Below are 24240 nucleotides of genomic sequence, written 5' to 3'. Positions count from 1 at the left end.
TCACTGCACGGGATTGTTGAGCCACCGGCGTTCAGACCGCACCTAAGTTGTCCGTTAAGATAATCACGCGGAACGTGGAAAAGTCGTCACTCCGCCATGAACGCGATACATGGCAAGCCGACCGCAAGGCAGACAGATGGAGGGGCGAAAGTAAGAGGTCGGAAAAAGCAAATGCCGCCCGGTAACAGGGTGGATAGAGCATGAAACATGGCTCGCGTTAAAACCGGGGAACATCCTTCCATCCCCTCGGCGAAATGGCGCGCCCACGTCCGACTGGTGTTCCGTTGCGAGATCATTTGGAGAACCTCTGTAGATGGGAAAGCAAAAGACGGCTCCGGCCGGTGCGCCCAGAGGCAAGAGCGGAACATGGGGCAAGGTTGATTGGAAGACCGCCCGCCGCGAAGTCAGGAGGCTGCAAATCCGTATCGCAAAGGCTGTGCTGGAAAACCGGTGGAACAGGGTGAGAGCCCTGCAACACCTGCTGACCCGCTCGTTCCACGCCAAGCTGTTGGCAGTAAAACGAGTGACTTCGAATAAAGGCAAGAAAACCCCTGGCGTTGACGGAATTCTCTGGAAAACCGCCAAAGCCAGATGGCGCGCTGCATGCAGCCTGCGCCGACGTGGCTATAAGCCGCAACCACTGAGAAGAATCTACATCCCGAAGAAGAACGGGAAGAAACGACCGTTATCAATACCCACCATGCTGGATCGGGCCATGCAGGCGCTGTACAAGCAGGCGCTGGCTCCGGTGGCGGAAACCACGGCTGACGGCAATTCCTATGGATTCCGGGAAGGCCGCAGGTGCGCCGACGCCACCGCCGCAGCTTTCAACGCACTGAGCAAACCGAACTCAGCACCATGGGTATTAGAAGCGGATATCACGGGGTGTTACGACAATATCTGCCAGAACTGGCTGATGAGTAACATTCCCATGGATCGTGAGATTCTTCGCAAGTGGCTTGGACGGGCTAGGGGGACGCGGGCTAGGGGGACGTAGTTGATTTGTTGACTTAGCATCAAGATCGTGTATATTGGACATCATGCCACGAGCCGCACGCCTTGACATACCCGGAGTCCTCCAGCACGTGATCGTCAGAGGAGTTGAACGACGAGATATTTTTCTGGACGATGATGACCGGCAATCATTTTTGGATCGCTTTTCCAGCCTGCTGATACAAACTGGAACAGAATGCCTTGCCTGGTCGTTTTTAACCAACCACGCCCATATGCTTTTGCGTCCAACGCAAGGAAAGCTTGGACACCTCATGCGGCGACTGTTGACAGGCTATGCCGTCACATTCAATTTGCGCCACCACCGTAGTGGCCATCTGTTCCAGAACCGTTACAAGTCGATCATCTGCGAGGAAGACCCTTATCTTCTCGAACTGGTTCGGTACATTCACCTTAATCCTTTGCGTGCCGGCATCGTCAAGGACACCGTTGAGCTGAATGAATATCCATGGAGTGGTCATGCAGTTTTGATGGGCCGACGGGAAATGCCGGGACAAAATGTGGAAGAAGTGCTGCGGTATTTCGGACAGCGGAAAAAATTGGCGCAGGAAAAATATCAGTCGTTCGTTGCAGACGGGATTACGTTGGGGCGGAGAGAGGAACTTGTGGGTGGCGGCCTCAAGCGGGTGCTGAAATTAGTCGGCGGTGAGCTGATCACAGCATACGATGACCGAATACTCGGCCGCGCCGAATTCGTAGAGCAGTTGAAACAGGAAAAAGAAGTTTCCGAAAGACTGGATTTGCGAATGCCTCTGGCCCAGTTAGTAACACTCGTCGCGGAGGTGGCCGATGTTGAGCCGGAAGCGTTAGGGCAACGTCGGAGAGGAGCACTGATATCTGACGCAAAAAGTATTATCTGCTATCTGGCCGCACGCAGGATAGGTTACAGCGGTGAAACCGTGGCAAAAGCATTGGGCATCACCCGTTCCGGAGTTTGCAGGGGAGCATCCCGAGGTGCCGCATTGCTAGCTCAGAATTCAGGTAAATGGGGTGGCGTTGAAGAGCAAATCAACAAATCAACTACGTCCCCCTAGCCTCCTCTGGATCGGGGCAATGGAGGCAACCATTTTTACCGGCTGGATTTACGATTTTCTTACACCGTATGCAGTTGACCTGAAAGTGGCGCATCCCGAGATGTTGAAGGCGATAACCGCCGCGAAAAAGAAGAATGACCGTGCCGATGCCGAGATGATCGCTGACCTGTTGCGGGTGAACCTTCTTCCTGAATGCCACATGCTTTCGGAAGAGATCCGGGAGTTGAGACGGATACTGAGAATTCCGGGGAGAATTCCGGGGACACCATACGCAATTACCTGTCAAGACTTTTCAACCGTGTCACACTGTCCAACACCGACAGTATCCAATACCATTGTCTGCACAATCTATTCTTCTCACCCTTACAGCCACTTCCTAACCTCCATCATAGTATATTTGTACAGCCTCGTATAAATCAGTAAAAAACTTTAACGGCAGAAACCTACCGCTCCTCGCACTGACTCATGACATTCAGCACCCACTCCTGCTGCATCGGCCTCGACTTCAACCTTCAGCCTTCAACCTGCTCTTGACATATAGTACTACATTCAGTATCATGTTCAATATGAGCACGGCGGAAAAACAACTTGAGCATATGCGCAATAACCCCCGTGACTGGCGGATAGAAACCTTGATTGCCGTGGGGGTCAAATACGGTATCGAGATTCGCAACCATGGCGGCAGCCATCACATTTTCTCGTTTCCCGGCATTGAGCTGGCCATCAGTATTCCGGCCCACAGGCCGATAAAGCCGGTCTATATCAGGCAATTCATCGCCCTGATCGATCAGGTAAGGAGAATCAATCCATGAATGTAAAGAAAATCAAAACCGTTGCCCCTCCCTATGCTTTTGAAGAATACATGCACGAAATCTCCCCCCTCCCCAAGGAGGATGGTGGCGGCTTCCTCATAACGTTTCCGGATCTCCCCGGTTGCATGTCAGACGGGGAAACCATCGAGGAAGCGTTCGCCAACGGGAGGGACGCCTTTATCTCCTGGATTTCCGCAGCGATCGACATGGGGAATCCGATCCCCAAACCGACTGCAAAGCCTGTAGAACTGATAGAAGCATCCGGCAAATTCGTTGCCCGCCTGCCCAAAACCCTTCACGCCCGGCTCGTTGCCATGGCCAGACAGGAAGGGGTCAGCCTCAACACCCTTGTACTCACTCTTATCGCCGAAAGCATCGGGCACAAGGAGAAGTGCGCTCACTGAGGCTGGGCTCCCGCTCTCTGGCTTTGAGAAGATTTAAAACTGGATACCATCTCTCACCCACTCACTTTGTGCGCAAGAAGTTTTTCCTTTTTTGTTTCCGGGACACATACTCGCCAATCCGCTCCGCAACCTGCTGCGGCGTCAGGCCGAACTGTTCCGCCAGCACCTTCTCCGAGGCCGAGGCGCCGAAGCTTTCCACACCGATGAACAGGCCGCCGGCACCGAGCAGCCGCCACCAGAGAGCGCCCGGCCCGGCTTCGACGGCCACTCGCGGCGCCCTGCCGCCGAGCACCGACCGCCGGTACGTTTGCGGCTGGGCACTGAATGCCTCCAGGCAAGGGACGGAGACAATCCTGGCATTGATGCCTTGTTCGGCAAGGAGTTTGCCGGCAGCAACCGCCAGCGACACCTCGGAGCCGCTGGCCATGATTATCACATCGGGTTTGTCACCGCCGGAAACCAGCACATATCCCCCCCTGAGGACAAGGGTGGGAGCAAACGTCCCCTCTCTCGCCAGGACCGGGAGCTTCTGCCGGGACAAGACCAGCGCGGTTGGGCCGGTTTTCCTGGTCAGGGCGGCGGTCCAGGCCAGGGCCGTCTCGACGCCGTCGGCCGGGCGGATCACGGTGAGGTTTGGAATCAGGCGCAGCGAGGAAAGATGCTCCACCGGCTGATGGGTGGGGCCGTCCTCTCCCAGTAAAACGGAGTCGTGTGTAAAGACATGGATCACCTGGGCCCCCATCAGGGCGGAGAGACGAATCGCCGGGCGGCAATAGTCGGAGAAAACGAGGAAGGTTGCGCCGAAGGGGACAAAACAGCCGTAGAGCGCCATGCCGTTGAGCATGGCTGCCATGGCGTGTTCACGGACGCCGAAATGGATATTCCTGCCGCCAAACGCACCGGCCGAGACCGACTGTGACGCCTTGATGCCGGTGTTGGTCGATGGCTCCAGATCGGCCGAGCCCCCTGCCAGCGCCGGCACGAGAGCCGCGGCCTCCTGGATGATCCTTCCCGACAGGGAACGGGTCGCCCCTTCCGCACCGCCCACCGCCTGAAGCAGGCTGTCGGCAAGGTCCGTCGGCAGCTTCCGTTGCCACATCTCATCCCAGAGGCGGGATTTGTCGGGATTGCGCCTGCGCCAGAGGGCGAGGTTTCTTTCCCACTCTCTATGGACGCTCAACATATCCGCCTTGCGCTTCTCGCAAAGCGCCCGAACCTCCGCGGGCACGTAAAAGAGCTCTTCAGGCCAGTGAAGGTTTCTGCGGGTCGCCGCAACCTCTTCAGCGCCGAGGGGGGAGCCGTGAGCCACTGCCGAATCGTGCTTGTTCGGGCTCCCTTGGGCGATGTGGGTTCGGGCGATGATCAGCGACGGCCGATCCTTCTCCGACTGGGCCGCGCCGATGGCGGTATCGATCTGGTCGAAATCGTGGCCGTCGATCCGCTGCACATGCCAGCCATAGGCAGCAAAACGCTTCCCCGCATTCTCAGAAAAGGCCAGCTCCGTTTTCCCCTCGATGGTGATGCCGTTGTCGTCGTAGATATAAATGATGTTCCCCAGCTTCAGGTGACCGGCCAGCGATGCCGCCTCCGAGCTGATCCCTTCCATCAGGTCGCCGTCGCTGACAATGGCGTAGATATGGTGGTCAATGGGGGAGAAAATGGCGTCATTGAAACGCTCAGCCGCCATCCGTGCCGCCAGCGCCATCCCCACCCCGTCGGCAAATCCTTGCCCGAGCGGACCTGTGGTCACCTCAACACCAGGAGTGTGGCCGTACTCCGGGTGCCCCGGCGTGCGGCTCCCCCATTGGCGGAAGTTTTTCAAATCGTCGAGGGAAAGAGCGAAGCCGAACAGGTGGAGAAGGCCGTAAAGGAGCATGCAACCGTGTCCCGCCGAGAGGATGAAGCGGTCCCGGTTCGGCCAACGCGGATCAACAGGATTGAAAACCAGGTAATTGTGCCAGAGGAGAAAGGCATAATCGGCGCCCCCCATCGGCAGACCGGGATGACCGGAATTGGCCCGTTCCACCGCGTCCACCGCCAGCATCCGCAAAGTATTCGCCCCCAACCGCGCTTCGCGCTCCGTCAGGCTCCCCTTTGCCATAGCTCTCCCCCTCCCGTTACACCGATATTATTGAACAGACAATACCACTACGTATCGGGAAATCCAGTTTTGTCTTTGTCCCACGATTATCGGTTTTTGCTTTTAACCGTATTTATCGGCGTCCAGCAGCGGTTAGTAAAATAAAAAACTTCACGAATTGGTTTACTTCAGCACTGTCCGGTTAAGTTTCTGCGTCCGCACTTCCCCCCTCACCCTAGCCCTCTCCTTTAGGCCCGCAATTTGGGTCCACAAGGGGCGAGGGGACTTTAAAGCTCCCCTCCCTCGATGGGAGGGGTTGGGGGAGGGTGCAACGTGCTGGTTTTTACGGCTTGGAGAGTCAGTGCAATTTTATAACCGGACACTACTGGGCTTACTTCATAACACACTGGTTTTTCCACCCGGTTACGCTGTTTTTATATTGCCTGTGGGACGTTAGCGGGTAAACTATTCCCAGAGGTAATAACCATGCATGATAACCGTCACGACATCGTCATTCTCGGCTCCGGGTCCACCGCTTTTGCCGCCGCGCTGCGAGCCCAGTCCCTGGGAGCCAGGGTGCTGATGATCGAAAAGAGCGTCCTGGGAGGCACCTGCATCAACTGGGGATGCATACCGAGCAAAACACTGATCCATGCCGCGCTGTTCCGCCATGAGGCCCGCCTCGGGGCAAGCATCGGCTTGCAAATCGAAGACCATGGCGTTGACTTTGCCCGTCTCATTGCCCATAAAGATGCGGCAGTCGACCATCTGCGGCAAACCAAGTACCTGGATGTCCTCAAAAACGCGCCGGGCCTGGAACTGGTGAAGGGGACCGCCCGTTTCGTCGCCCCGGATGCGGTGGAGGTCTCAGACCGTGTCTACAGGGGAGACAAGTTTCTTATCGCCACAGGCGGTTTCCCGCGCACCATTGCCATTCCCGGCTTGGACGAAACCCCCTACCTGACCAGCCGCAGCGCCCTGCTCATGAAGTCCCTGCCGGAATCGCTCGTCATCATCGGCGGCGGGGTGATCGCCCTGGAACTGGGGCAGATGTACCTCCGTCTCGGGACCAGAGTGACCGTGCTCGAACATGGCCCGCGACTCCTCCCGGCACTGGAAGCGGAACCCGTCCTGGCACTGCAAGAGGCACTTGTCGCCGAGGGGATGGAAATCGTGCTCAACGCCCCGATCTGTTCCGTTTCCAGGCGGGGGGAAACAACCGTAGTGGAAGCGGAGGTGATCGGCCGGCGGGAAGAGTTCGCCGCGGAGAAGCTGCTGCTGGCTGTCGGCACTGCCCCTGCTTCCGCCGGTATCGGCCTGGAAAAGGCCGGGGTGGAGGTGAACGGCAAAGGTTTCATCCGGGTGGACGAGCAGATGCGCACCACAGCCACCGGCATCTGGGCGGCCGGCGACGTGGCCGGCGGGATGATGATCGCCACCATCGGCGCCAGGGAAGGGATCGTCGCCATAGACAGCATGCTCAACCCCGGCTGCGGCTGCACCATGGACTACCCGTCCATCCCCATGGCCATCTTTACCGATCCGGAGGTGGCCACCGTCGGCTACAGCGAGGAAGGGGCAAAAAAAGCCGGTTTTTCCGTGGTCGTCAACACCATGCCGGTCGCCGCCATCCCCAAAGCCCACGTCACCGGCCAGACCCGGGGCGCCATAAAGATGGTTGCCGATTCAGGCTCCGGCCGCCTGCTCGGCGTCCATCTCTCCTGCCATCGCGGGGCGGATCTGATCAACGAAGCAGCCATGGCCGTCCGCTTCAAGCTCACCGTCGAGGATCTGGCAAATACCTTGCATGTCTACCCATCAATCGGCGAAGGCTTGCGACTCTGTGCCCAGGGGTTCAGCAGGGACATCAGCAAACTCTCCTGCTGCGCAGAGTGAAAACCGGTCGATAGTCGATGGTCGATAGTCGATGGTCGATAGTCGATGGTCGATAGTCGATGGTCGATAGTCGATGGTCGATAGTCGATGGTCGGCAGTCGGCAGTCGGCGGTCGGCGGTCAATATTACAGGTTGTTATGGAAGACTCCGCAAAAATTGCCACTTTTGGCCCAAATTTGTCACATCAGCTGCACCATGCTCTGACAGCGGACAAGAATGAACTGCGCCAGGTGCTGCAATCTCCTTCCATGGAGGTGCTGCGTGCCGCGCTGAAGAACCCGTCCCTCGACGAGGCCCACCTCCTCGCTCTTCTTGAGCGGCGCGATCTGAGCGAAGAGCTGCTCAAGGCCGTCTTCAGTCTGCCGGCAGTCGGCGAGAGCCACAACCTCAAAGTCGCGGTGGTTCGCAATCCCAACACCCCCGGCCAGGTGACCCTGGCGCTCCTCCCCCATCTCTACCTGTTCGAGCTGGTAACCATCTGCTACCTTCCCGGCGTGACGCCGGACCAGAAGCTGGCTGCCGAGCGGGCCGTCATCCAGCGGCTCCCGGGCACCCCCCTCGGCAACAAGCTGACCCTGGCACGCCGGGGAACCGCCAACATAATCGAGGCGCTCCTTCGGGAAGGAGACGCCCAGATCATCGATGCCTGCCTCACCAACCCTCGCATCAAGGAATCCGCCATCTTCCAGTTTCTAAGCAGCGCCAAGGCCAGCGCCGAAACCATCTCCCTGATCGCCCGTCACCCGCGCTGGAAGACGCGGCCGAACCTCATCACCGCCCTCCTCAGAAATCAGAAGACCCCGGTCGTCTGGTACAACCTTTTCCTCCCCACCCTCAACACAGCCGAAATCAGAAACCTGCTCGCCTCACAACGCTTGAGCCAGACACAGAAGGTTGCGGTGGAAGAGGAGCTGAAACGCCGCGGGCAGCGGTGATACTCGAAAGGCACCGCCGTGAAAACGTCCCTTACCTGCCGTACCAGCGCCTGATGACGAACCCCTTCTTTCCCAGTTTCGCGGCATCCCCGTAGTCATCCACCGCCATCCGCCCCGTCATCACCCCTGCCAGGGCCTCTTGAAGCGGTCGGACCACCACCCCGCCGTTTTTACCGCCGCAATCCAGACGGCTCTCTATGGTCCGTTCCCGGTCGAGGATGATGATCACATGCCCCTGCCAGACGATCAGGTCGAGCGGCTCCACCCGCTCGATGATCCGCTCCGGACTCAAGCCGGCGATCTCGACACCCTTGCCGTAACCGATGAGGGCGCTGGTGTTGCGCGGGGTGAAGCCGCCGGTCACCTCGTATAAAAGGCCGGAGCAGTCAACCCCGTGCAGTTGCCACATGGTGGCAGTTTCCGAGGGTAGAGGCGCACTGCCAGCCGGCGGATAGAGGGAGAGCATCTGCGGCAGGCCGCTGCGCACGTTGCCCCCCCAGCCGATAACGCCGATTCATCCCCGCTCGTGCGGGGAACAGCAACGATCCGCGTTCCACGGCCAGCGGGCGCGCGGTTCATCCCCGCTCGTGCGGGGAACAGAAACATTATAACGACAAAGCGCACCCGCCCGGCGGTTCATCCCCGCTCGTGCGGGGAACAGATACGGAAATATCCAAGGTAGAGCCCCGCAGACGGTTCATCCCCGCTCGTGCGGGGAACAGTGCCTCCGCCAGCAAATCGCTGGAGGAGAACTCGGTTCATCCCCGCTCGTGCGAGGAACAGAGCTCTTCATCTTGCCAATCAATTACCCCGCCCGGTTCATCCCCGCTCGTGCGGGGAACAGGGCTGGACGGGGACGAAACCCCGCCCGTCAGCCGGTTCATCCCCGCTCGTGCGGGGAACAGATTAACCGGCACCGGAGCGTACGGCGATCCGACGGTTCATCCCCGCTCGTGCGGGGAACAGTTCACGTACAGCACGATCCGCCGCCGCAGACTCGGTTCATCCCCGCTCGTGCGGGGAACAGGCTCATCCGGGGTAATCGGCTCGCCGCGGTCCCGGTTCATCCCCGCTCGTGCGGGGAACAGTATTGACAGACCACCGGGCACCACACACCGCACGGTTCATCCCCGCTCGTGCGGGGAACAGGATTTGATTTTTTGCGTTCATGGTTTGTCTCCTGGTTCATCCCCGCTCGTGCGGGGAACAGATCAGTGCATGGCAGAACAAGATATAATCAAACGGTTCATCCCCGCTCGTGCGGGGAACAGCAATGAAGCAAACCCTGGGGACACAGGGGAACCGGTTCATCCCCGCTCGTGCGGGGAACAGATGTCCTCCATGCCTATCATGACGACCGGGTTCGGTTCATCCCCGCTCGTGCGGGGAACAGCTCATGCCCGCTATGTCGAAAACAATGTGTGGCGGTTCATCCCCGCTCGTGCGGGGAACAGGTCTGTCTCATCATGGCTATCTCCATATTCTGAGGTTCATCCCCGCTCGTGCGGGGAACAGTGTCGATTAATGCTTCTTCGCTGTGCTCCATGCGGTTCATCCCCGCTCGTGCGGGGAACAGGAGTCCGAGCGCTTGTTAAACCGGCGAACCACCGGTTCATCCCCGCTCGTGCGGGGAACAGAGTTCATCCCCTACTTGGAAATTGCGGTCGTTCGGTTCATCCCCGCTCGTGCGGGGAACAGACGTTTTTCTCAGTCATGTCGGGCGGGCGCGTCGGTTCATCCCCGCTCGTGCGGGGAACAGCTCCGGGACATTTGCTGCAGGAGAGACTAAATCGGTTCATCCCCGCTCGTGCGGGGAACAGTTCCTGCGGGATTTCCGCATCAGACAGATCATCGGTTCATCCCCGCTCGTGCGGGGAACAGTTTCTCGGAAAGGAAAAAAAGAAATAGCATTCCGGTTCATCCCCGCTCGTGCGGGGAACAGCCTGTCGGCGGCTGTCCGCAACGACTCCATGCCGGTTCATCCCCGCTCGTGCGGGGAACAGAGTATTTTCTCGTCACCCAGAAGACGGCCGGCCGGTTCATCCCCGCTCGTGCGGGGAACAGTGTTGGCCAGAAAGAACTGCAAAGACCAACGTCGGTTCATCCCCGCTCGTGCGGGGAACAGACAAGGCACAGGCCACTGCATCCCGCACAGGTCGGTTCATCCCCGCTCGTGCGGGGAACAGTTCCATTTCCAGATGTTCTTCACCACTTGCACCGGTTCATCCCCGCTCGTGCGGGGAACAGTGACGAGAAGGTGATTACACATGCTAAAACAACGGTTCATCCCCGCTCGTGCGGGGAACAGACTTCCTCTACTTCCTCAAAATCATTAAGCAAATTCAACTGCATAAATTCCACCGATTTTTTCACCCTTCAAAAAGGCTTTTCTTTACCCTCTGCCGCCTCCTCCGGCAGAAACGAAACCAGCTTGATCCCGTCCATCTCAACAGGTATCCGCCGGTTGGCCCCCAGGGTCATAAAATCGAACCCCGACTCGGTGTTGCTGCTCCAGACCATCACGGCATTGCCGTTATCTATTCCCTTCTCCAGATTGTCCCAGATCATTTCACGTACCCGGCGCGAGACCTTGCCCACGTAGACCCCGGCCCGCACCTCCACCAGCCACAGCCCCAGCCTCCCCCGCAGCCGCGGCGGCACATTCTCAACCACGATCACCAGCATCTTTATCACTCCTATTTGTTATATGAGTTCTTTGAGTTCTTTGAGTTATATGACTCAACTTTCGCACTAGCGAGATTGGCCGTAACTAGTTGACAGATATATGGTTTAGCTGCATACCGGGGCCAAAAGTAGCATTCGCTCCCTGAAAGCTCTTGGTAGTGTTTCTATAAAGCGTTGTATCAGTTGTTGCACCTGCTCTTTGCACAATCCAATAATGCTGTTGAGTGATTCTTCCAGAAATGTGAGCAACAGTGCCATTGCTTCTGTGAAGCCAATTCGTCTTATTTCATCGCATAGAGCGTGAAACAGGCTGCCAAGAGTTCGAGGATCAGCATTTTCCCGTTTCACCAGCTCAAGCAGAATGTAGCGGCAGCAGACCAGTGTGGCGTGGGCGACCAGAGCATCGAAGGAACGACTCTGGAACTCCTTTGCCAGATTCAGAAACGACTTGGCCATTTTGAAGAACACCTCGATGTCCCAGCGACGGCCGTAGAGCGTGATGATCTCCTCGGCGGTCAAGGTCGTATCGGTGGAAAGGAGCGCCAGCCATTTCTTCGAACTGCGGTCGCGGACGAACACGATCTTTGCTGCCACCGGTTTACCGTGAATGTCTTGACCTATGGTCACCAGCACCTCTGCCAACACTTTGGCTCGACCGGGTCGCTTGCGGACCTCTTTGAATAGTTCTTTCAGGGTGAACGGCCACCCCTGCACCTCGTAGGTGACCTTACCCGTATCCTTGAGCATGCAGATGGTATGCATCCCCAGGGCGCGGATCCGCCTGATGGTGGCGGGGAAAGCAAACCAGCTGTCAAAGAGCAGGTGCCGGGCAGTGGTTCCTGCCTTCATTGCCAAGGCAACCATGTCCACCAGTACGTCGGTGGATTTCCTCATGCTCTCCCGGCGGCGCTGATATCCGTTGGTGCGCTTATCGATGCCCTCACGCATTGGGGCAAGGCGGTTCTTATCCTTGGCAGAGCTGAGCATCGACAGCATCATGGGTACAAAGCTGTTCCCATCGGACCACCCCAGGGTGAGCATCCTGAAGCCACGCACGTAACGACCGGTGTTGTGGTCATGCACCCGTGCCAGCAGTTCGACCCGCTTGCTGCGGTCGCGACGATACAGAGTGTCGTCAGCGATCAGCACCTTGGTGGTCGTCTCATCGGTCAGCGGGAGAAGCCTTTGGACAATGACCCGCGTGCTGAGCAGCAACAGAAAACGGCGCCAGTTGGCATTGACCGAGTTCAACAGCCGATACGCAGTGTCTTTACCGATACCATCCGGTGAATCTGGACTCTCCAGGAGACGGAACAGATTTTTTCCGGTAAAGGCAAGGGAAAGCAAAAGCTGGAACAAGGTGTCGAGGCTAACGCCCTTTTCCTTCCTGACATTGCTTTGCCGAAGTAACTGGCCGAGGTTCTGATTGTGAAAGAACGAATGAATCCGGTTTTCTACGGATGCAAATCCTGCTACAATCTGCTGCATAGCGTCGTCTCTCTGTGCTAGTGGATTTGTTGGGGAACAAAGCCATTTTAACCCAGATTGCGACGCTATACTATTAATAATTACAATATGTTACATATATTTACCAGCTGCGAAAGTTGAGTTATATGAGTTGACTGCATCAAACCCATCAAACCCATCAAACTCATCAAACTCATCAAACCCTCAAACTCTTTGCCCCGGATCACCAAGGCCCTCCTTGTTTGGAATGGCGGGCACTACCGCCTCTTCATGGGCCTTCGGCACCTCCAGCCCGCCAGCCGCCAGCACCTGCTCGATTGTAGGAATGATCCGCTGCAGCAGCTTGGATTGACGGAAGGCATCCCGGCAGGCCAGCCGCACCTCGCGTTCCGGGTTGCGGGGCTGCCTGGCGGCGATACGAAACGCCACCGGGACCACCGTCTCGAATTTGAAAATATCGGCCACGTCGTAGACAAATGACTGGGGCTTGCCGGTGTGGATGAAACCGATCGCAGGGGCGTACCCTGCCGCCAGGATGGCCGCCTCACAGATGCCGTACAGGCAGGCGGTGGCCGAAGAAAGGCAGCGATTGGGCACATCGCCGCTCCCCCATTCGCTGTGATCATAATTGCGGCGCTGCCACTCCACCCCATGCTGCCGGGCCAGCAGCTCGTACATTTTCCGTACCCGCACCCCCTCGATACCGCGCAACTGGTCCACACTGCGCCGCTCCGGCGGCTCCTCCTGGAAGCGGATCGCGTACATCTTGCGCACCACCTTCAGCCGCGATGTATCGTCCAGGGCCAGCTTTGCCTGGTACAAAAGCCGGTCGGCCCGGGCACCCCCCGGCTGACCGGCGGCATACATGCGCACCCCGGCCTCGCCGATCCAGACCAGCAGACACCCGACCCGCGCCGCCAGCACCACGGCAGAGTGGGAAACCCGCGCCCCCGGCTCCAGCATCAGGCAGGCCACCCCGCCGATGGGGATATGGGTGCGGACGCCGGTCTTGTCCACGACCACAAAGGCGCCGTCAAGGACATCCAGGTTGCCCCGTTCCACGTAAACGACCGAGATGCGGTCCTTGATGGGGAGCGGCTTCAATGGGGGGAGGATTGGTTCGGTCATGGGTTGGACTCCGGTTCTATGGGTTCTATGGGTTCTATGGGTTCTATGGGTTCTATGGGTTCTATGGGTTCTATGGGTTCTATGGGTTCTATGGGTTCTATAGGTTCTATGAGTTTGTTGAGTTCATTGTGTTCTATGAATTATTGCGCTTTTCTTAGGTAGTTGATGAATCCAAGTACCATTTTTGATGTATTGTCCGCCGAGCCGTATAGCTTATCGAATTCCGCCTCGCTCAAATATTCCTGATCAAATGCAACATAAAGTGCTGCCTGCACTTCAGCAGCTGATCCATGAGCAATGACAAGGTATTGAATGAATTCCTTGTTCGTCTTTCTGGCAAATCCTTCCGCGATATTGAGCATGATTGATACCGCTGCTCGCCGTATCTGATCACGAAGACCGAAATCCTTGACAAACCCGCCGGTATTGCTGATGGAATAGACCTCTTTGACCAACAACCGCGCCTTCTGCCAAGCCTGTATTTCCTCAAATCGCTCAATTTTAGACATTCTACGCCCCCCATAAAACTCATGTAACTCATGTAACTCATGTAACTCATGTAACCCATAAAACTCATAAAACTCATAAAACTCATAAAATATTGACGAATCCGACAGATTGCGATACATTTCGTATAACATTATGCAATACATGGAGGCCAATTATGCCCGCGCTAAGCCTGCGACTGCCGGAAGACCTGGATCACCGTTTGGAAGACGAGGCCCGCCTTGAACAGCTGCCACGCTCCGAGGTGGTACGAATCGCTATCGTTGATTATCTTGCACGTCGCGAGCGGGAGCGATTCATGGCCGAACTGGTGGCCGAGGCACACACCGCCTATGCTGACGAGTCCATCCGCCGTACGGCTCTTGAAATAGCCGAAGAAGGCATGGTCACCAGCAACGAAGCGCTGGATATCACCGAGGGTCGCAAACCGGGCGGCTCCCGCGCCACCCAGCCAGCCGAAAAGTGGTGGAAATGATGCGCCGCGGCGAGATTTGGGCCGCCAACCTCAATCCTGGCCGAGGGCGGGAAATTGGCAAGATCCGGCCGGTTCTGGTTATCCAGGACAACGCCCTCACGGCAAGCGGCACACCGATGGTCGTTATCCTGCCACTTACCACACAGGTCTATCCCTCCTTCAAACGATGGCGCATCATGGTCGAGCCACGCGACCGGCTTCTCAAACCATGCCAGGTGGTCGTTGATCAACCCCGCGCCCTCGACAAAGACCGCTTCGGGGACGGCCCCCTGACCAGCCTCACCACGGAAGAGATGGCGGCGGTGGAGCACAGCCTCAAAGGGGTACTTGGGTTGTTGTGAACAGAGGCGAACAAGGTTCGCTTCTGTTTCGTGCCCGATTCCATAGGGGCGGCCCCAAATGGCCGCCCGCTTTCCACGTCCATTGTAGGGGCGGGGTCTCCCCGCCCGTTTCTGATTTTACACCCGCCGCACCAGCATGAGGCCGCAGCCGAAGCCTTTGGCGCATCAGGGTCGATCTGTTCCTTGTAGCGTTCGAACCCTTCTTGGTGAAAATATCCGTCGCTCTGTTGCAAACGACACTGGCATATCAGGAAGGCTGTCTCGGCCATCGGCAAAGCTCTCCACATCTTCCTGCCTGGCAAACGATTCAAGCGGTTTATCTTTGAGAAGCAGCTTCAACGCTTCATCTCGATTTTCCCGTAAACCGGCCAAAACCGGTGCAGTGGGGATGCAGGTCTTACGTCCGAGCCAGACTCCCCAGACCGGATTTTCCAAAGCAGCTGCAATCTGCTTGAGCAGTGTTGAATCGCCTTCCAGTAGCACGCCGAAAGCAGCATCAGTCAGGTATTGCCTGTGAGTCAGTACGCAATCGTTGTTAATCGCACCGCTCGCCCGTCTCGTATTCTGAACTGTGTGATAATCCTGCAACCGTCGAACCGGCAGTTCCTTTTTTGCACCATTGCGAGGAATGGCAATGGCGGTCATTCGCACAGCACCGAACGCAACCAAGAACTCCTGTTCCTTGTCACAACCACGCAGAAAACCGAGCGCGGCGCAGCACATACCGGCAATGGCGCTCTTGGTAGGCATTAAGCCGGTGTTGCGCCGGTTGTACTGGCTGTCAAATCCCCAGGACTGCAAGGGGCCTTCCAGTCGCAATGCCAGAAAAGATTTGTCAGATGACATGGGCCACCATCCCATTGATCAGGTCATCCTGCGAACAGGTTTCAATCGAACCCTGATTAGCCTTTATTTGTTCCTTCAGACTTCCCTTTACAACTGCCTTCGCAAACAGTGAATCTACCCCCCATGTTTCTTTCAAGTCAGCATATTCGATATTCATCCGGTTTATTGATTCCGTGACAAAGCCTTTTTCTGAACGTCGCACCGGGGTTTCAAATGCATTTATCAACTGAATCGGATGCCCCTTTTCCCGGACAACGCCAAGAACATATACTGGGAGCGTGTTGCCATTCATAGTAGTCTTACGAGCGCTAGGAATTGACTGAATGATTGCCTTCAAGAATGTCTTTACAACCTGTTTTCTTGTTTCTACGGAACGCACTACCGTGCCGTCCTTCAGGGTAATATCACCTAGATGGTCATCATTTGCCAACGCATCAAGGTTTAATGCGGCAAAGCGATAGTAAGTGGCAGAGTTGAACTCAAGGGTGCTGGTCATTCCTGCGCCTGATTCATCCTTATTCAAGTCATCGACTGCCGCAAAAAAATCAATCTCATTGTCTGCCTTGTGCGTTGAAAGGATATGCGCAAACATGGATGCCCCATCAACCTTTAACGAAGGATCGTTTGCAACCATCCTCCCGAAAAGTGCGATGTCTGCGGCGTCTTTCAATTGTGCAGACTTGATCGTCTTGGAAATTGCGCCCTTTTCAAGAATTTTCACCATTGCCTTCAATGCCTTTTCTCTCTCCCTATCATTTCCTTCAACAGCGGCTTTTTCCAGAGCTTCAACGGAATTCTTTACTTCATCAGAGGTCGCTATTGCCTCAGCTATTGCGTCGTATTCTGCTTTTGAGAAAAACATTACCGTCTTGATTTTCTTGTAACCTTCAGAATCAACCTTTGAATCCAGCGTCTCAACGACATCCGCTACCTGTTCAGCAATGGCAATAGCAGCCTGTGAAGTAATTCCTTTTTCTGCGAGCCGCGTCGATAGCGTGTAAACCATCCGTCGAGTCCTATCTCCACTGAATAAATCAGATTTCTCTTCAGCGGCAATCTCCTTTGCCATCTCCCGAATCGCCCGTTTCCAAGACTGACTTGAAACCCTTGCCCTCTGAACGCCGCCAAATACGGCTGTCTTGGGTGAATTGAGGTCATCACGATTGAGGCAGGCAACGGGGACGGATTGAATGATGTGCAGTTCCAGGTGTTTCATGGTTGTTTCTCCTTGAGGGTATATTTTGTTTGCTTAAAGATTGGCTGGAGCAAGCAGCAGCAGGCCGAAGCCGAAGCCTTTGGCACTGCCGATACCTGATTGATAACTTTCGATAAACTTCGCTCGATCAGTCACTTCTAAAGTCCCGCGAAACTGAACGCCGCCGTGATATCCGGACTGTCCTTTCTTGCGGAAATGGCTTTCTACCATCGGGCTGATTTCAAGCGACCTTTCTTCCACAAGCCGGAATCCACCGGGCACATCCAGACCTGTTTCTTTATCACGACATCTAACTTCTCCCTTGCGGACAAGCCATGCTCGCAGTTCGTCCGGTTTAACCAGTGGCACTCGTTTTCCGCGCCTCCGTTTTCCGTTGGCATCCAGCACCTGCTCTCCGTTGGCGTCTCTCTGCACCGCCGCCCGCACGGGGTTGGCCCGCAGATCAAAAGCGTAATATTGACGAGACAGGAAAGATGGAGAAATTTCATTGAGGCCGAACCCATCGACAGGGCACCATCGCGGCATTACGGGTTTTCTCTTTGCCAGTACCCAAAAGCGGTATGCACCTTCCAACTGATCAATGCGTGTCAAGAAATCCCGCTCTGCTTCCGGCTGATCTGGGTAGCACTCCCACAAAAGCTTGTGCCATGCGTAGACATCTTCAGATATGCCTGCAGCACGAACGGTTTCCGCATCAACTTCCAGACGTGCAAGCCAGTTCATGCGACCTCCTCGGTGGCAGTTGCCACTCCAGGCGTCCAGAAGGCGGCTGCCCATTCGGTCTTTTTCTTATCACTCCAATATTTCAAGTCAGTTTCAAGTTTTTCATAGTTGACCGGCACCCCTTGCGACTTTGCCATAAGAACCATTCGCAGAATTCTGTTGTTCAACTCGTCTCCCCGTTCTGCGCTGAGAAGGTGCTGAAAGCGCCGTTCTGTTGGGGTCAGCTTGTTGTCGTCGCCGCGTTTGTCGCCCCGTTTCTGCTCTATCGTCTTACAGGTAGCGCCAAAATTCCCGAAAGTAGTTGCTTCTGGATGAGTGGCGAAGAGACCGGCAACAAACGCCGCTACATCATTGTCAATAGCCACTCCAAGCCGGTTCAACGCTGGCCAGGCGCGGTGCTTTTTGTTGTCCACAAGTATGCACCGAAGATTGGCCATCATCCCCCGGTCTTCCTGACACTTGCGGAGTCGTTCGAGAAGCCAGCTCATACGTCTTCCTCCTTGGTTTCTTTGTTATCTGTTTCAGGTTCGTCTTTCTTAGTCGTCAATTTCTGCCACCCCTTGGCAAAGGCCCGCATCTGCCGTGGTGTTTCCTGCCCACAGGCAACACTGTAGGCGTCACAAGCGGTGGCAAAGAGCATCTTTCGCCAAGCTTCGCGGGTTGGAATGGCATCGTCAGTGCCGATGGATTCGATATGAGTCATCAAAAGCGCCAGATTCTTTTCGACGGTTGTCCAATAGTGAATTGTGGCTATTGATTGCAGCTTTGCTTTTAGGACCCACTTTTCCTTAGCTCTTTCAACTCTATTCGCCCAATCACCATCCACTTCTTTCCGATACACTTCCACAGTCCAGCCAAGCCGACGTGAAATGCCCTCCGCACGCACAATCTCAGCTTGATAGACAGGGAAATTGAATTGAAATGCTGGGGTGACGTGAAAGACAGATTCTAATGCAATATCCATTGATGCTTGATCGCGTGTCATCGCACAGACGTGAAAATCAAATTCTGAGTCGTGTGGTGCATTTTCCATGGCTAATGGTCCACCGAGCCCAAATGCTGAACGTTTCACAAGCAAAGCCGACAATTCTCGCCACAACGCCTTTGACGGTTCTATCTTTACAACCTTACGATCTACAGATTCGGCACCATTCTTATCTCTTTTTGTAACCAACTGAACTGATGCAGTAGGCTCTGAAGGAAACCCGTCTTTAAAAGTGTCATACTTGAAACCGTTACAACAATACATCTGGTCTGATTCGTTGAACAATAGAACCCAGCGTGATATCGGAACCAATCTGCCAATATAGGTTTTTGTAGCATTAATGACGCTGTCAGATTGACTATCTGGTGATTCGGGAAAAAACTCCCAAACGGGTTTGCCCATTTCAACTACAGTAATTTCGACGCGTTCCCATTCTTGTTTTTCCTTATCTTTTTTGTGTGTTGCAAATGAGTTGTAAAGCCTTCTCGCTGTTTCAAAAGTTGGCAAATTCAACTGGATGGTTTCTGCTAACGACGCCCCACGGAATAAACAATGTGCCATCGATTGAGATAAACAAGGGGCATCAGGATTACCTACTTGCAATGTTTTGGTTGTCATCCACTGTGCAACTGGAGAGCCCCCACCTGAAGAAAAGTTTTGAAACGTTAGTAAATTTAATACGACTCGTTCGGGTTCGATTTGACGCACTATCAATTGTCCACCATGGTCATGAAGTGTTGAATTGTTTCCTGTAGACAGCTCGAAATCAAGCAATGACAAAGGTGAGGTTTTCCCGGAATCGCTCCCTTCCTTTTCAACTCCTTTCAGCCCTGCCACCTGCAACCACGGTCTTTCCTTGTGAAACAGCTCAAATGAATCTTTCCATTCCGTCAGGTATTTCTGCGCCGCTACAGGCAGCCGTTTCGGCACTTCACACCACTCGTCGTAGTCCTTCGGGCCTTTGAGGGCGGCATGGGTCACACAGAGAAACAGCCGCATCAATGAAACCCGCTCATGGGGTCGCACCGCCAAATCGGCGAACTTATCTCCCTCTGTCAGCACTGAACAGAGACTCGCCAGTTCTCTTCCCCCCGTTATGGTTACCACTGGTATCCACGGGTCAAAAGCAACGTTCATATCTCCTCCTTTCCAGATGTTTTTTCGATAGCAAGACCTAACGCGTCTGAATAACTAAGCCGGATGCCACTCTTCAAGCCATTCACAACCACGGTTTCGTCATCTTCAACGATTCCGATACTCTGCTCTCCGTAGAGATACGTAGAGAAAGCCGGACAGGTATCTACACAAACGAACAAATAGCGTGGAACCCTTACCAGATTCCGATGAATGGCCTGCGCCACAGCCAGCAGATAATCGTCACCCCCTACTTGCCCTTTTGACCTATCCACGAAAACAGCCTCTTTCTCCGACAAAGCTCGACAGAGCACCAGCGGAATTGTTGGCATCTCGTTAAGGCGGGTCTGTACGCCTTCTTCATCATTGAGCGCCACCTGCCAGATATTGCAATTTCGCGTGGCGATCATTTCCTTTGCTGAATCCGTTCCGAACCACTCGTTGAAGAGCTCTTGCCACGAATCAGGATCTGTATCTCGTTCCATGTATGTCGATTCAATCAACTGACGAATTTGCGACGGAATTGATACCGGTTGTGTCTGTGCTTTCCAGACTTCAAGTGAACGGAGAAGAATGAATGGAGCGTACACTTTTGCCTTACTGCCAAGCGACTTCATAATCGCCTTTGGCTCCATAATTTGGAATTCCTCAAGACTCTTATCTTCTTCAATAATGCAAAGCCTTGCCACATCAACAGGACGCTGCTTCCGGTCATGCCGCCAGAGCCGTCCGAGGCGTTGCAAAAGCATGTCGGTGGGAGCAAGTTCGGTGATCATGAGATCAGCGTCAAGATCAACGCTCTGCTCAACAACTTGAGTGGAGACAAGAATTGAACCGCAACGGGTTGTTCCTTTCTTGCCGAACCGTTCCATCCATTCGACTTCAAGTTTTTCACGCTGCCAGAAAGGGAACCGCGAGTGGAGAAGGCCGACAGGGAATTCCAACCCTTTGAAACTTCGGTATTGCTTCTGCGCCGCACTCACGGTATTGCAAATCCAGAGCACCGCACCACCGTTACGCGCAACCCTGATAGCCTCTTCTGTCGCAGCATCCACTGCCCTGAATTCAACCGTGACACTTCGCGATGCTGGCGGTTTTGCAGCAACAGGTACAAATGTTTGCCCTTCATTGCGACCGGTAATGAGCGGATAAGGGCGTTCGGCTTCATCCGCCAAATCTCCCTGACAAGAGACCATCTGTCCACGCCGCTTTCCTGTGAGGGTTGCAGATAAGACAATCACCGTACAGCCCAGCCCTTCAAGGGTCGTGATGAGTTTGTCAATCAGCGTCCCCGTATAGAGGTCGTAGGAATGTATCTCATCGAGTATCACCACTTTGCCTGCTAAAGCAAAATGCCTTACAAAGAAATGCTTCGCCGCCACAACGCCAAGTAACGCCTGGTCAACAGTACCGACGCCAAAAGGTGCTATGAGCGCTCTTTTTGCCGAAGCAAACCAGTCCCTTCCAGCACGTGCATCATCTGTAGTTGCTTCTTTCTTGCCGGTCGCTGCCGGACAAATCCCGAAATCAGTTTGCATGAGCCATGAATTACCGTGAATTAGTCGGCTTGCCTGTGCTTCCGGGGCTATGCGTCGCAAGAATTCATTCATGCGCAGATGAATACGGTTACTTGTTGCCTGGGTGGGAAGTGCGAAGTAAATCCCGTTCGCCTTCCCGGAAACCATCAATTGATAGGCTGCGCCGAGAGCAGCCTCGGTCTTCCCCATACCCATTGGCGCTTCAATGACATAGACACCGGGTCCGGTAATGGTAGCAAGCGCTTTTGCCTGCATATCGTTGGAGGGGAAATCAAAGATAGATTCAAACGAGTGGTTTGTGTTGATAATTGGAGGAAGAAAACCGATAGCATCAAGCGCCATACGGGCAAGAGTGGTGACGTCTTCATCACTCGCCCGGCGCTCCGGAGAGAAGAATCGTTCATCCGATCCTATCCAGTCGGCAACGGAGGTAAGCCCGGCAAGCCACCAAAGGGCGGGAGAATCATCGGATAGTGAGAATTCGGCACTACTGCCAGAAAAATGAGCCCATGTCATTCTCGCATTCTCTTTGCGCTCATTATCCCAATCAATTTTGCTTGCTGAGTCTGATATCAGCTTCTGAGGACGATAGCCACGATCATTGGGCGGGGTCAGCCGCCCGTGATGGGCACCAAGCACGGCAGAAGCGAACTTGGCCGTCTTCCGATCCATACCTGTCTCAATGAGAAACGCATGTATTGCCGCGTGGGATATCTTGCCGTGATCCGATTCCATTGCCGTATCCCAGCAACCGTTTCGGGCAATTATATTCAGCCCGTATTCTTCAAGCCACGCATCACATTTTCGCTGAAAACCGGGTGATATCTTGCCAAGGTCATGAAGTGCTGCAAGAGCGCCTACCATCGATGACTCTAAATGAAACCGCTCAAGGATTTTCGGCGAGGTTTCAGCAATACAGCGTGCCACGCACCCTACATTCAGCATGTGGTCATAAACTGAAATGCCGGGTTTCCCCTCTGGAGTAGTCTTTGCCCAAAAACCGAAATATGTCGGTAAATCGTTCATCTCTCCTCCATCATTATTCCAACAGATTCGCATACCTACTGATCGGGCGGGGAAACCAGGGCGGGGAAACCAGGGCGGGGAAACCAGGGCGGGGAAACCCCGCCCCTACGGTTATGGGTTACGACGCCGACGGTGCAGACGGTGACCGGGCGGGGGGACCCCGCCCCTACAATATGGGGTTCTACGGGTGCACAGCGGGGTTTTCCGCATCTTCCGCCCATTTAACGGGGTTGAACCGGATGTATTCCCGGATTGTGGCCAATTCCTCGTCGTCCCGAATAACCCGTTCGTAATAATTGCGCTGCCAGACCGGAACGCCGGGATTATCCCGCAGCTGATTGATTTGCTTCGTCGTCTGATATTTAAAATATCCAACAATCTGCCCAAGGGTCGCTCGTAGGGGCGGGGTCACCCCGCCCTGGGGTTGCCTGTCCGGAGGTTCGCCGCCGGGTCCTAAAATCGGGCGGGGAGACCCCGCCCCTACATTTTCCATGTTAACGATCACACAGGGAGACCCCGCCCCTACATTTTCTATTTGGACGATCCCATGAAAATGGTTCGGCATGATGACGAATGCATCCAACAGCACGTTCGGGAAATGCTCCGGCACCCCCTGCCACCATTTCTCCACCATCCGGCCCGCATCGTTCAAGACCATGTCGCCGGCGAGAATATGGCCGAAAAGAAATTCCCGGTTCAGGGCACAGACAGTAACAAAGTATGCGCCAGGGGCGGCATAATCGTACCCCGCCAGCCGGATGGATTGCCTATGATGAATGTCAGGATTATGTTTCATGTTCAGCCCCGTTCAGTGTGTCGCCGCCGTCCCACAAATCAAGGCGTGGAGAACAGGGCGGGGAAACCAGGTCGGGGAAACCCCGCCCCTACCACACCGCATCTGACACCAAAAAATTAGCCATTATCAATTACACCACACCAAGAACATTGGCAATTTAAAAACAAAAATACCTTACCACGGGTCTGTGACAGAATAAGTCGTAATTGTAATCCCAATAAAAAAGGGGCACCACAGGGTGCCCCGACTTGAATTTACAGACAAAGTTCCGGCAGGTTAGCGGACCGTTTCGTACCAGCGCCTGATGACGAACCCCTTCTTTCCCCGTTTCGCAGCATCCGCGTAATCATCGACCGCCATCCGCCCCGTCATTACCCCGGCCAGGGCCTCTTGAAGCGGCCGGACCACCACCCCGCCGTTTTTGCCGCCGCAATCGAGACGGCTCTCTATGGTCCGCTCCCGGTCGAGGATGATGATCACGTGTCCCTGCCAGACGATCAGGTCGAGCGGCTCCACCCGCCCGATGATCCGCTCCGGACTCAAGCCGGCGATCTCCACACCCTTGCCGTAACCGATGAGGGCGCTGGTGTTGCGCGGGGTGAAGCCGCCGGTCGCCTCGTATAAAAGGCCGGAGCAGTCAACCCCGTGCAGTCGCCACATGGCGGCAGTTTCCGAGGGCAGAGGCACACTGCCGGCAGGCGGATAGAGGGAGAGCATCTGCGGCAAACCGCTGCGGACGTTGCCCCCCCAGACGTAACGGCTCCCCTTCGCTGCCAGGAGGTTGTCGATCACCGTTTCCTTAGGCGGCAGCTGCCGTGGGCGCTCAGGCGGCTTTTTCTCAGTTATCCTGACCAGGCGGCTGTCGATGAAATACCCTTTTTTCGACGGGTACGGATAATCGGCGGTGGTCACCCGGTAGACACGGAGCTTTCCCTTCGTTTGTTCCGCCTCGATGGTGAAGACCGTTCCGGGCAGGGCAACGAACTCCATGGCGCGCAGCTGGCCGCAGTTGTCCGCCTGCAGGGTCCTTCCGTCCCTCCCGCCGAACACCGCGGCGATGTCGGGAGTATTGAGCACCGGCGTCGGCATCTCCGCCACGGCGTAGCGCGGCGCGGGCTCCCCGGCGAAACAGGGTGCGGAAAGGCTGAAAAGACAGAAGAGGGCAATCGCGCAAAGGCGCAAAGACGCAAAGGAAACCATC

23 protein-coding genes and 1 CRISPR repeat array are annotated in these 24240 nt (G+C 55.4%); of the genes, 9 read left to right on the top strand and 14 right to left on the bottom strand.

The genetic code is table 11. The features are described 5' to 3' along the window. Positions 1 to 313 precede the first annotated feature (313 nt). The 5 genes from GURA_RS04300 (at position 314) to GURA_RS04280 (ending at position 3261) form a co-directional block, all read left to right on the top strand. Complete coding sequence (locus tag GURA_RS04300; protein WP_011937777.1) at positions 314 to 997, top strand: reverse transcriptase N-terminal domain-containing protein; 684 nt, start codon at positions 314 to 316, stop codon at positions 995 to 997. 88 nt (positions 998 to 1085) lie between these two features. Then, positions 1086 to 2045 (top strand): transposase, encoded by a 960-nt coding sequence (locus tag GURA_RS04295; RefSeq protein ID WP_232278976.1) that lies wholly within the window; start codon positions 1086 to 1088, stop codon positions 2043 to 2045. A gap of 19 nt (positions 2046 to 2064) precedes the next feature. Then, complete coding sequence (locus GURA_RS24545; RefSeq protein WP_041245270.1) at positions 2065 to 2460, top strand: transposase; 396 nt, start codon at positions 2065 to 2067, stop codon at positions 2458 to 2460. Positions 2461 to 2641: 181 nt separating this feature from the next. Then, a complete protein-coding gene (locus GURA_RS04285) occupies positions 2642 to 2857 on the top strand; it encodes a type II toxin-antitoxin system HicA family toxin (RefSeq protein WP_232278975.1) in 216 nt (71 codons plus the stop codon). Beyond that, on the top strand, positions 2854 to 3261 hold the full coding sequence (locus GURA_RS04280) for a type II toxin-antitoxin system HicB family antitoxin (protein ID WP_011937774.1): 408 nt from the start codon (positions 2854 to 2856) through the stop codon (positions 3259 to 3261). Before GURA_RS04285 ends, GURA_RS04280 begins: the two co-directional genes overlap by 4 nt. Before the next feature lie 61 nt (positions 3262 to 3322). Here GURA_RS04280 and tkt read toward each other — a convergent pair whose 3' ends face one another. Then, positions 3323 to 5362 carry a transketolase gene (gene tkt / locus GURA_RS04275; protein ID WP_011937773.1) on the bottom strand — a complete coding sequence of 680 codons (2040 nt, stop codon included), beginning with the start codon at positions 5360 to 5362 and terminating at the stop codon, positions 3323 to 3325. A 465-nt stretch (positions 5363 to 5827) separates the two neighbouring features. On the opposite strand from tkt, the gene merA reads away from it, so the two are divergent. Next, a complete protein-coding gene (gene merA, locus GURA_RS04270; RefSeq protein WP_011937772.1) occupies positions 5828 to 7237 on the top strand; it encodes a mercury(II) reductase in 1410 nt (469 codons plus the stop codon). A 59-nt stretch (positions 7238 to 7296) separates the two neighbouring features. Further along, positions 7297 to 8172, top strand: coding sequence for a hypothetical protein (locus tag GURA_RS04265; RefSeq protein WP_327049732.1), 876 nt, complete (start codon positions 7297 to 7299; stop codon positions 8170 to 8172). A 31-nt stretch (positions 8173 to 8203) separates the two neighbouring features. Here GURA_RS04265 and GURA_RS04260 read toward each other — a convergent pair whose 3' ends face one another. The 5 genes from GURA_RS04260 to GURA_RS04240 form a co-directional block, all read right to left on the bottom strand. Beyond that, positions 8204 to 8659, bottom strand: a complete 456-nt coding sequence (locus GURA_RS04260) for an NlpC/P60 family protein (RefSeq protein WP_011937770.1) — start codon at positions 8657 to 8659, stop codon at positions 8204 to 8206. A gap of 23 nt (positions 8660 to 8682) precedes the next feature. Then, positions 8683 to 10480: a CRISPR direct-repeat array (repeat unit 29 nt; unit sequence CGGTTCATCCCCGCTCGTGCGGGGAACAG). Between the two features lie 68 nt (positions 10481 to 10548). Next, positions 10549 to 10857, bottom strand: coding sequence for a type I-E CRISPR-associated endoribonuclease Cas2e (gene cas2e / locus GURA_RS04255; RefSeq protein ID WP_011937769.1), 309 nt, complete (start codon positions 10855 to 10857; stop codon positions 10549 to 10551). A 105-nt stretch (positions 10858 to 10962) separates the two neighbouring features. Beyond that, positions 10963 to 12345: an IS4-like element ISGur1 family transposase gene (locus GURA_RS04250; RefSeq protein ID WP_011937768.1), complete on the bottom strand. Its 1383-nt coding sequence runs from the start codon at positions 12343 to 12345 to the stop codon at positions 10963 to 10965. Positions 12346 to 12528: 183 nt separating this feature from the next. Then, a complete protein-coding gene (cas1e, locus tag GURA_RS04245; protein WP_011937767.1) occupies positions 12529 to 13452 on the bottom strand; it encodes a type I-E CRISPR-associated endonuclease Cas1e in 924 nt (307 codons plus the stop codon). 140 nt (positions 13453 to 13592) lie between these two features. Further along, positions 13593 to 13961 (bottom strand): four helix bundle protein, encoded by a 369-nt coding sequence (locus GURA_RS04240; RefSeq protein WP_011937766.1) that lies wholly within the window; start codon positions 13959 to 13961, stop codon positions 13593 to 13595. A gap of 155 nt (positions 13962 to 14116) precedes the next feature. Between GURA_RS04240 and GURA_RS04235 the strand changes: the two genes are divergently transcribed. Together GURA_RS04235 and GURA_RS04230 are read left to right on the top strand one after the other, a co-directional pair. Then, positions 14117 to 14434: a ribbon-helix-helix protein, CopG family gene (locus GURA_RS04235; RefSeq protein ID WP_011937765.1), complete on the top strand. Its 318-nt coding sequence runs from the start codon at positions 14117 to 14119 to the stop codon at positions 14432 to 14434. After that, positions 14431 to 14775, top strand: coding sequence for a type II toxin-antitoxin system PemK/MazF family toxin (locus GURA_RS04230; protein ID WP_198134523.1), 345 nt, complete (start codon positions 14431 to 14433; stop codon positions 14773 to 14775). Before GURA_RS04235 ends, GURA_RS04230 begins: the two co-directional genes overlap by 4 nt. Before the next feature lie 165 nt (positions 14776 to 14940). On the opposite strand, the gene cas5e is transcribed toward GURA_RS04230, so the two are convergent. The 8 genes from cas5e to GURA_RS04190 form a co-directional block, all read right to left on the bottom strand. Continuing rightward, positions 14941 to 15621: a type I-E CRISPR-associated protein Cas5/CasD gene (cas5e, locus tag GURA_RS04225; protein ID WP_049818880.1), complete on the bottom strand. Its 681-nt coding sequence runs from the start codon at positions 15619 to 15621 to the stop codon at positions 14941 to 14943. Continuing rightward, the gene (gene cas7e / locus GURA_RS04220; protein ID WP_011937762.1) at positions 15611 to 16837 is read right to left on the bottom strand and encodes a type I-E CRISPR-associated protein Cas7/Cse4/CasC; all 1227 of its coding nucleotides are present in this window, start codon (positions 16835 to 16837) and stop codon (positions 15611 to 15613) included. The genes cas5e and cas7e overlap by 11 nt, the downstream gene beginning before the upstream one ends. Before the next feature lie 33 nt (positions 16838 to 16870). After that, positions 16871 to 17560: a type I-E CRISPR-associated protein Cas6/Cse3/CasE gene (cas6e, locus tag GURA_RS04215; protein ID WP_011937761.1), complete on the bottom strand. Its 690-nt coding sequence runs from the start codon at positions 17558 to 17560 to the stop codon at positions 16871 to 16873. Then, on the bottom strand, positions 17557 to 18048 hold the full coding sequence (casB, locus tag GURA_RS04210) for a type I-E CRISPR-associated protein Cse2/CasB (RefSeq protein ID WP_011937760.1): 492 nt from the start codon (positions 18046 to 18048) through the stop codon (positions 17557 to 17559). Before casB ends, cas6e begins: the two co-directional genes overlap by 4 nt. Beyond that, entirely contained in the window at positions 18045 to 19682 is a 1638-nt protein-coding gene (gene casA, locus GURA_RS04205; protein WP_011937759.1) for a type I-E CRISPR-associated protein Cse1/CasA, read from the bottom strand. Before casA ends, casB begins: the two co-directional genes overlap by 4 nt. After that, on the bottom strand, positions 19679 to 22243 hold the full coding sequence (locus tag GURA_RS04200; RefSeq protein WP_011937758.1) for a CRISPR-associated helicase/endonuclease Cas3: 2565 nt from the start codon (positions 22241 to 22243) through the stop codon (positions 19679 to 19681). Before GURA_RS04200 ends, casA begins: the two co-directional genes overlap by 4 nt. 181 nt (positions 22244 to 22424) lie before the next feature. Beyond that, a complete protein-coding gene (locus tag GURA_RS04195; RefSeq protein ID WP_011937757.1) occupies positions 22425 to 23039 on the bottom strand; it encodes a transposase in 615 nt (204 codons plus the stop codon). Positions 23040 to 23315: 276 nt separating this feature from the next. Beyond that, positions 23316 to 24239 (bottom strand): NlpC/P60 family protein, encoded by a 924-nt coding sequence (locus tag GURA_RS04190; RefSeq protein ID WP_011937756.1) that lies wholly within the window; start codon positions 24237 to 24239, stop codon positions 23316 to 23318. Position 24240: the final 1 nt, after the last annotated feature.

This window comes from Geotalea uraniireducens Rf4 (genome assembly GCF_000016745.1).
In the GTDB taxonomy this organism is placed as follows: Bacteria; Desulfobacterota; Desulfuromonadia; order Geobacterales; family Geobacteraceae; genus Geotalea; species Geotalea uraniireducens.
Note: the sequence above shows the minus strand (reverse complement) of the source record. Positions and strands in the feature narration are given on the sequence as shown.

What these genes read in the sequence shown, in the direction of transcription:
- GURA_RS04235 (WP_011937765.1), top strand. Translation starts at nt 14,117, where the DNA reads ATGCCCGCGCTAAGCCTGCGACTGCCGGAAGACCTGGATCACCGTTTG.
- GURA_RS04285 (WP_232278975.1), top strand. Translation starts at nt 2,642, where the DNA reads ATGCGCAATAACCCCCGTGACTGGCGGATAGAAACCTTGATTGCCGTG.
- GURA_RS04230 (WP_198134523.1), top strand. Translation starts at nt 14,431, where the DNA reads ATGATGCGCCGCGGCGAGATTTGGGCCGCCAACCTCAATCCTGGCCGA.
- tkt (WP_011937773.1), bottom strand. Translation starts at nt 5,362, where the DNA reads ATGGCAAAGGGGAGCCTGACGGAGCGCGAAGCGCGGTTGGGGGCGAAT.
- merA (WP_011937772.1), top strand. Translation starts at nt 5,828, where the DNA reads ATGCATGATAACCGTCACGACATCGTCATTCTCGGCTCCGGGTCCACC.
- GURA_RS04200 (WP_011937758.1), bottom strand. Translation starts at nt 22,243, where the DNA reads ATGAACGATTTACCGACATATTTCGGTTTTTGGGCAAAGACTACTCCA.
- GURA_RS04195 (WP_011937757.1), bottom strand. Translation starts at nt 23,039, where the DNA reads ATGAAACATAATCCTGACATTCATCATAGGCAATCCATCCGGCTGGCG.
- cas1e (WP_011937767.1), bottom strand. Translation starts at nt 13,452, where the DNA reads ATGACCGAACCAATCCTCCCCCCATTGAAGCCGCTCCCCATCAAGGAC.
- casB (WP_011937760.1), bottom strand. Translation starts at nt 18,048, where the DNA reads ATGAGCTGGCTTCTCGAACGACTCCGCAAGTGTCAGGAAGACCGGGGG.
- GURA_RS04300 (WP_011937777.1), top strand. Translation starts at nt 314, where the DNA reads ATGGGAAAGCAAAAGACGGCTCCGGCCGGTGCGCCCAGAGGCAAGAGC.
- GURA_RS04265 (WP_327049732.1), top strand. Translation starts at nt 7,297, where the DNA reads ATGGTCGATAGTCGATGGTCGATAGTCGATGGTCGGCAGTCGGCAGTC.
- GURA_RS04190 (WP_011937756.1), bottom strand. Translation starts at nt 24,239, where the DNA reads ATGGTTTCCTTTGCGTCTTTGCGCCTTTGCGCGATTGCCCTCTTCTGT.
- cas6e (WP_011937761.1), bottom strand. Translation starts at nt 17,560, where the DNA reads ATGAACTGGCTTGCACGTCTGGAAGTTGATGCGGAAACCGTTCGTGCT.
- cas5e (WP_049818880.1), bottom strand. Translation starts at nt 15,621, where the DNA reads ATGTCATCTGACAAATCTTTTCTGGCATTGCGACTGGAAGGCCCCTTG.
- cas7e (WP_011937762.1), bottom strand. Translation starts at nt 16,837, where the DNA reads ATGAAACACCTGGAACTGCACATCATTCAATCCGTCCCCGTTGCCTGC.
- GURA_RS04280 (WP_011937774.1), top strand. Translation starts at nt 2,854, where the DNA reads ATGAATGTAAAGAAAATCAAAACCGTTGCCCCTCCCTATGCTTTTGAA.
- GURA_RS04240 (WP_011937766.1), bottom strand. Translation starts at nt 13,961, where the DNA reads ATGTCTAAAATTGAGCGATTTGAGGAAATACAGGCTTGGCAGAAGGCG.
- casA (WP_011937759.1), bottom strand. Translation starts at nt 19,682, where the DNA reads ATGAACGTTGCTTTTGACCCGTGGATACCAGTGGTAACCATAACGGGG.
- GURA_RS24545 (WP_041245270.1), top strand. Translation starts at nt 2,065, where the DNA reads ATGGAGGCAACCATTTTTACCGGCTGGATTTACGATTTTCTTACACCG.
- cas2e (WP_011937769.1), bottom strand. Translation starts at nt 10,857, where the DNA reads ATGCTGGTGATCGTGGTTGAGAATGTGCCGCCGCGGCTGCGGGGGAGG.
- GURA_RS04250 (WP_011937768.1), bottom strand. Translation starts at nt 12,345, where the DNA reads ATGCAGCAGATTGTAGCAGGATTTGCATCCGTAGAAAACCGGATTCAT.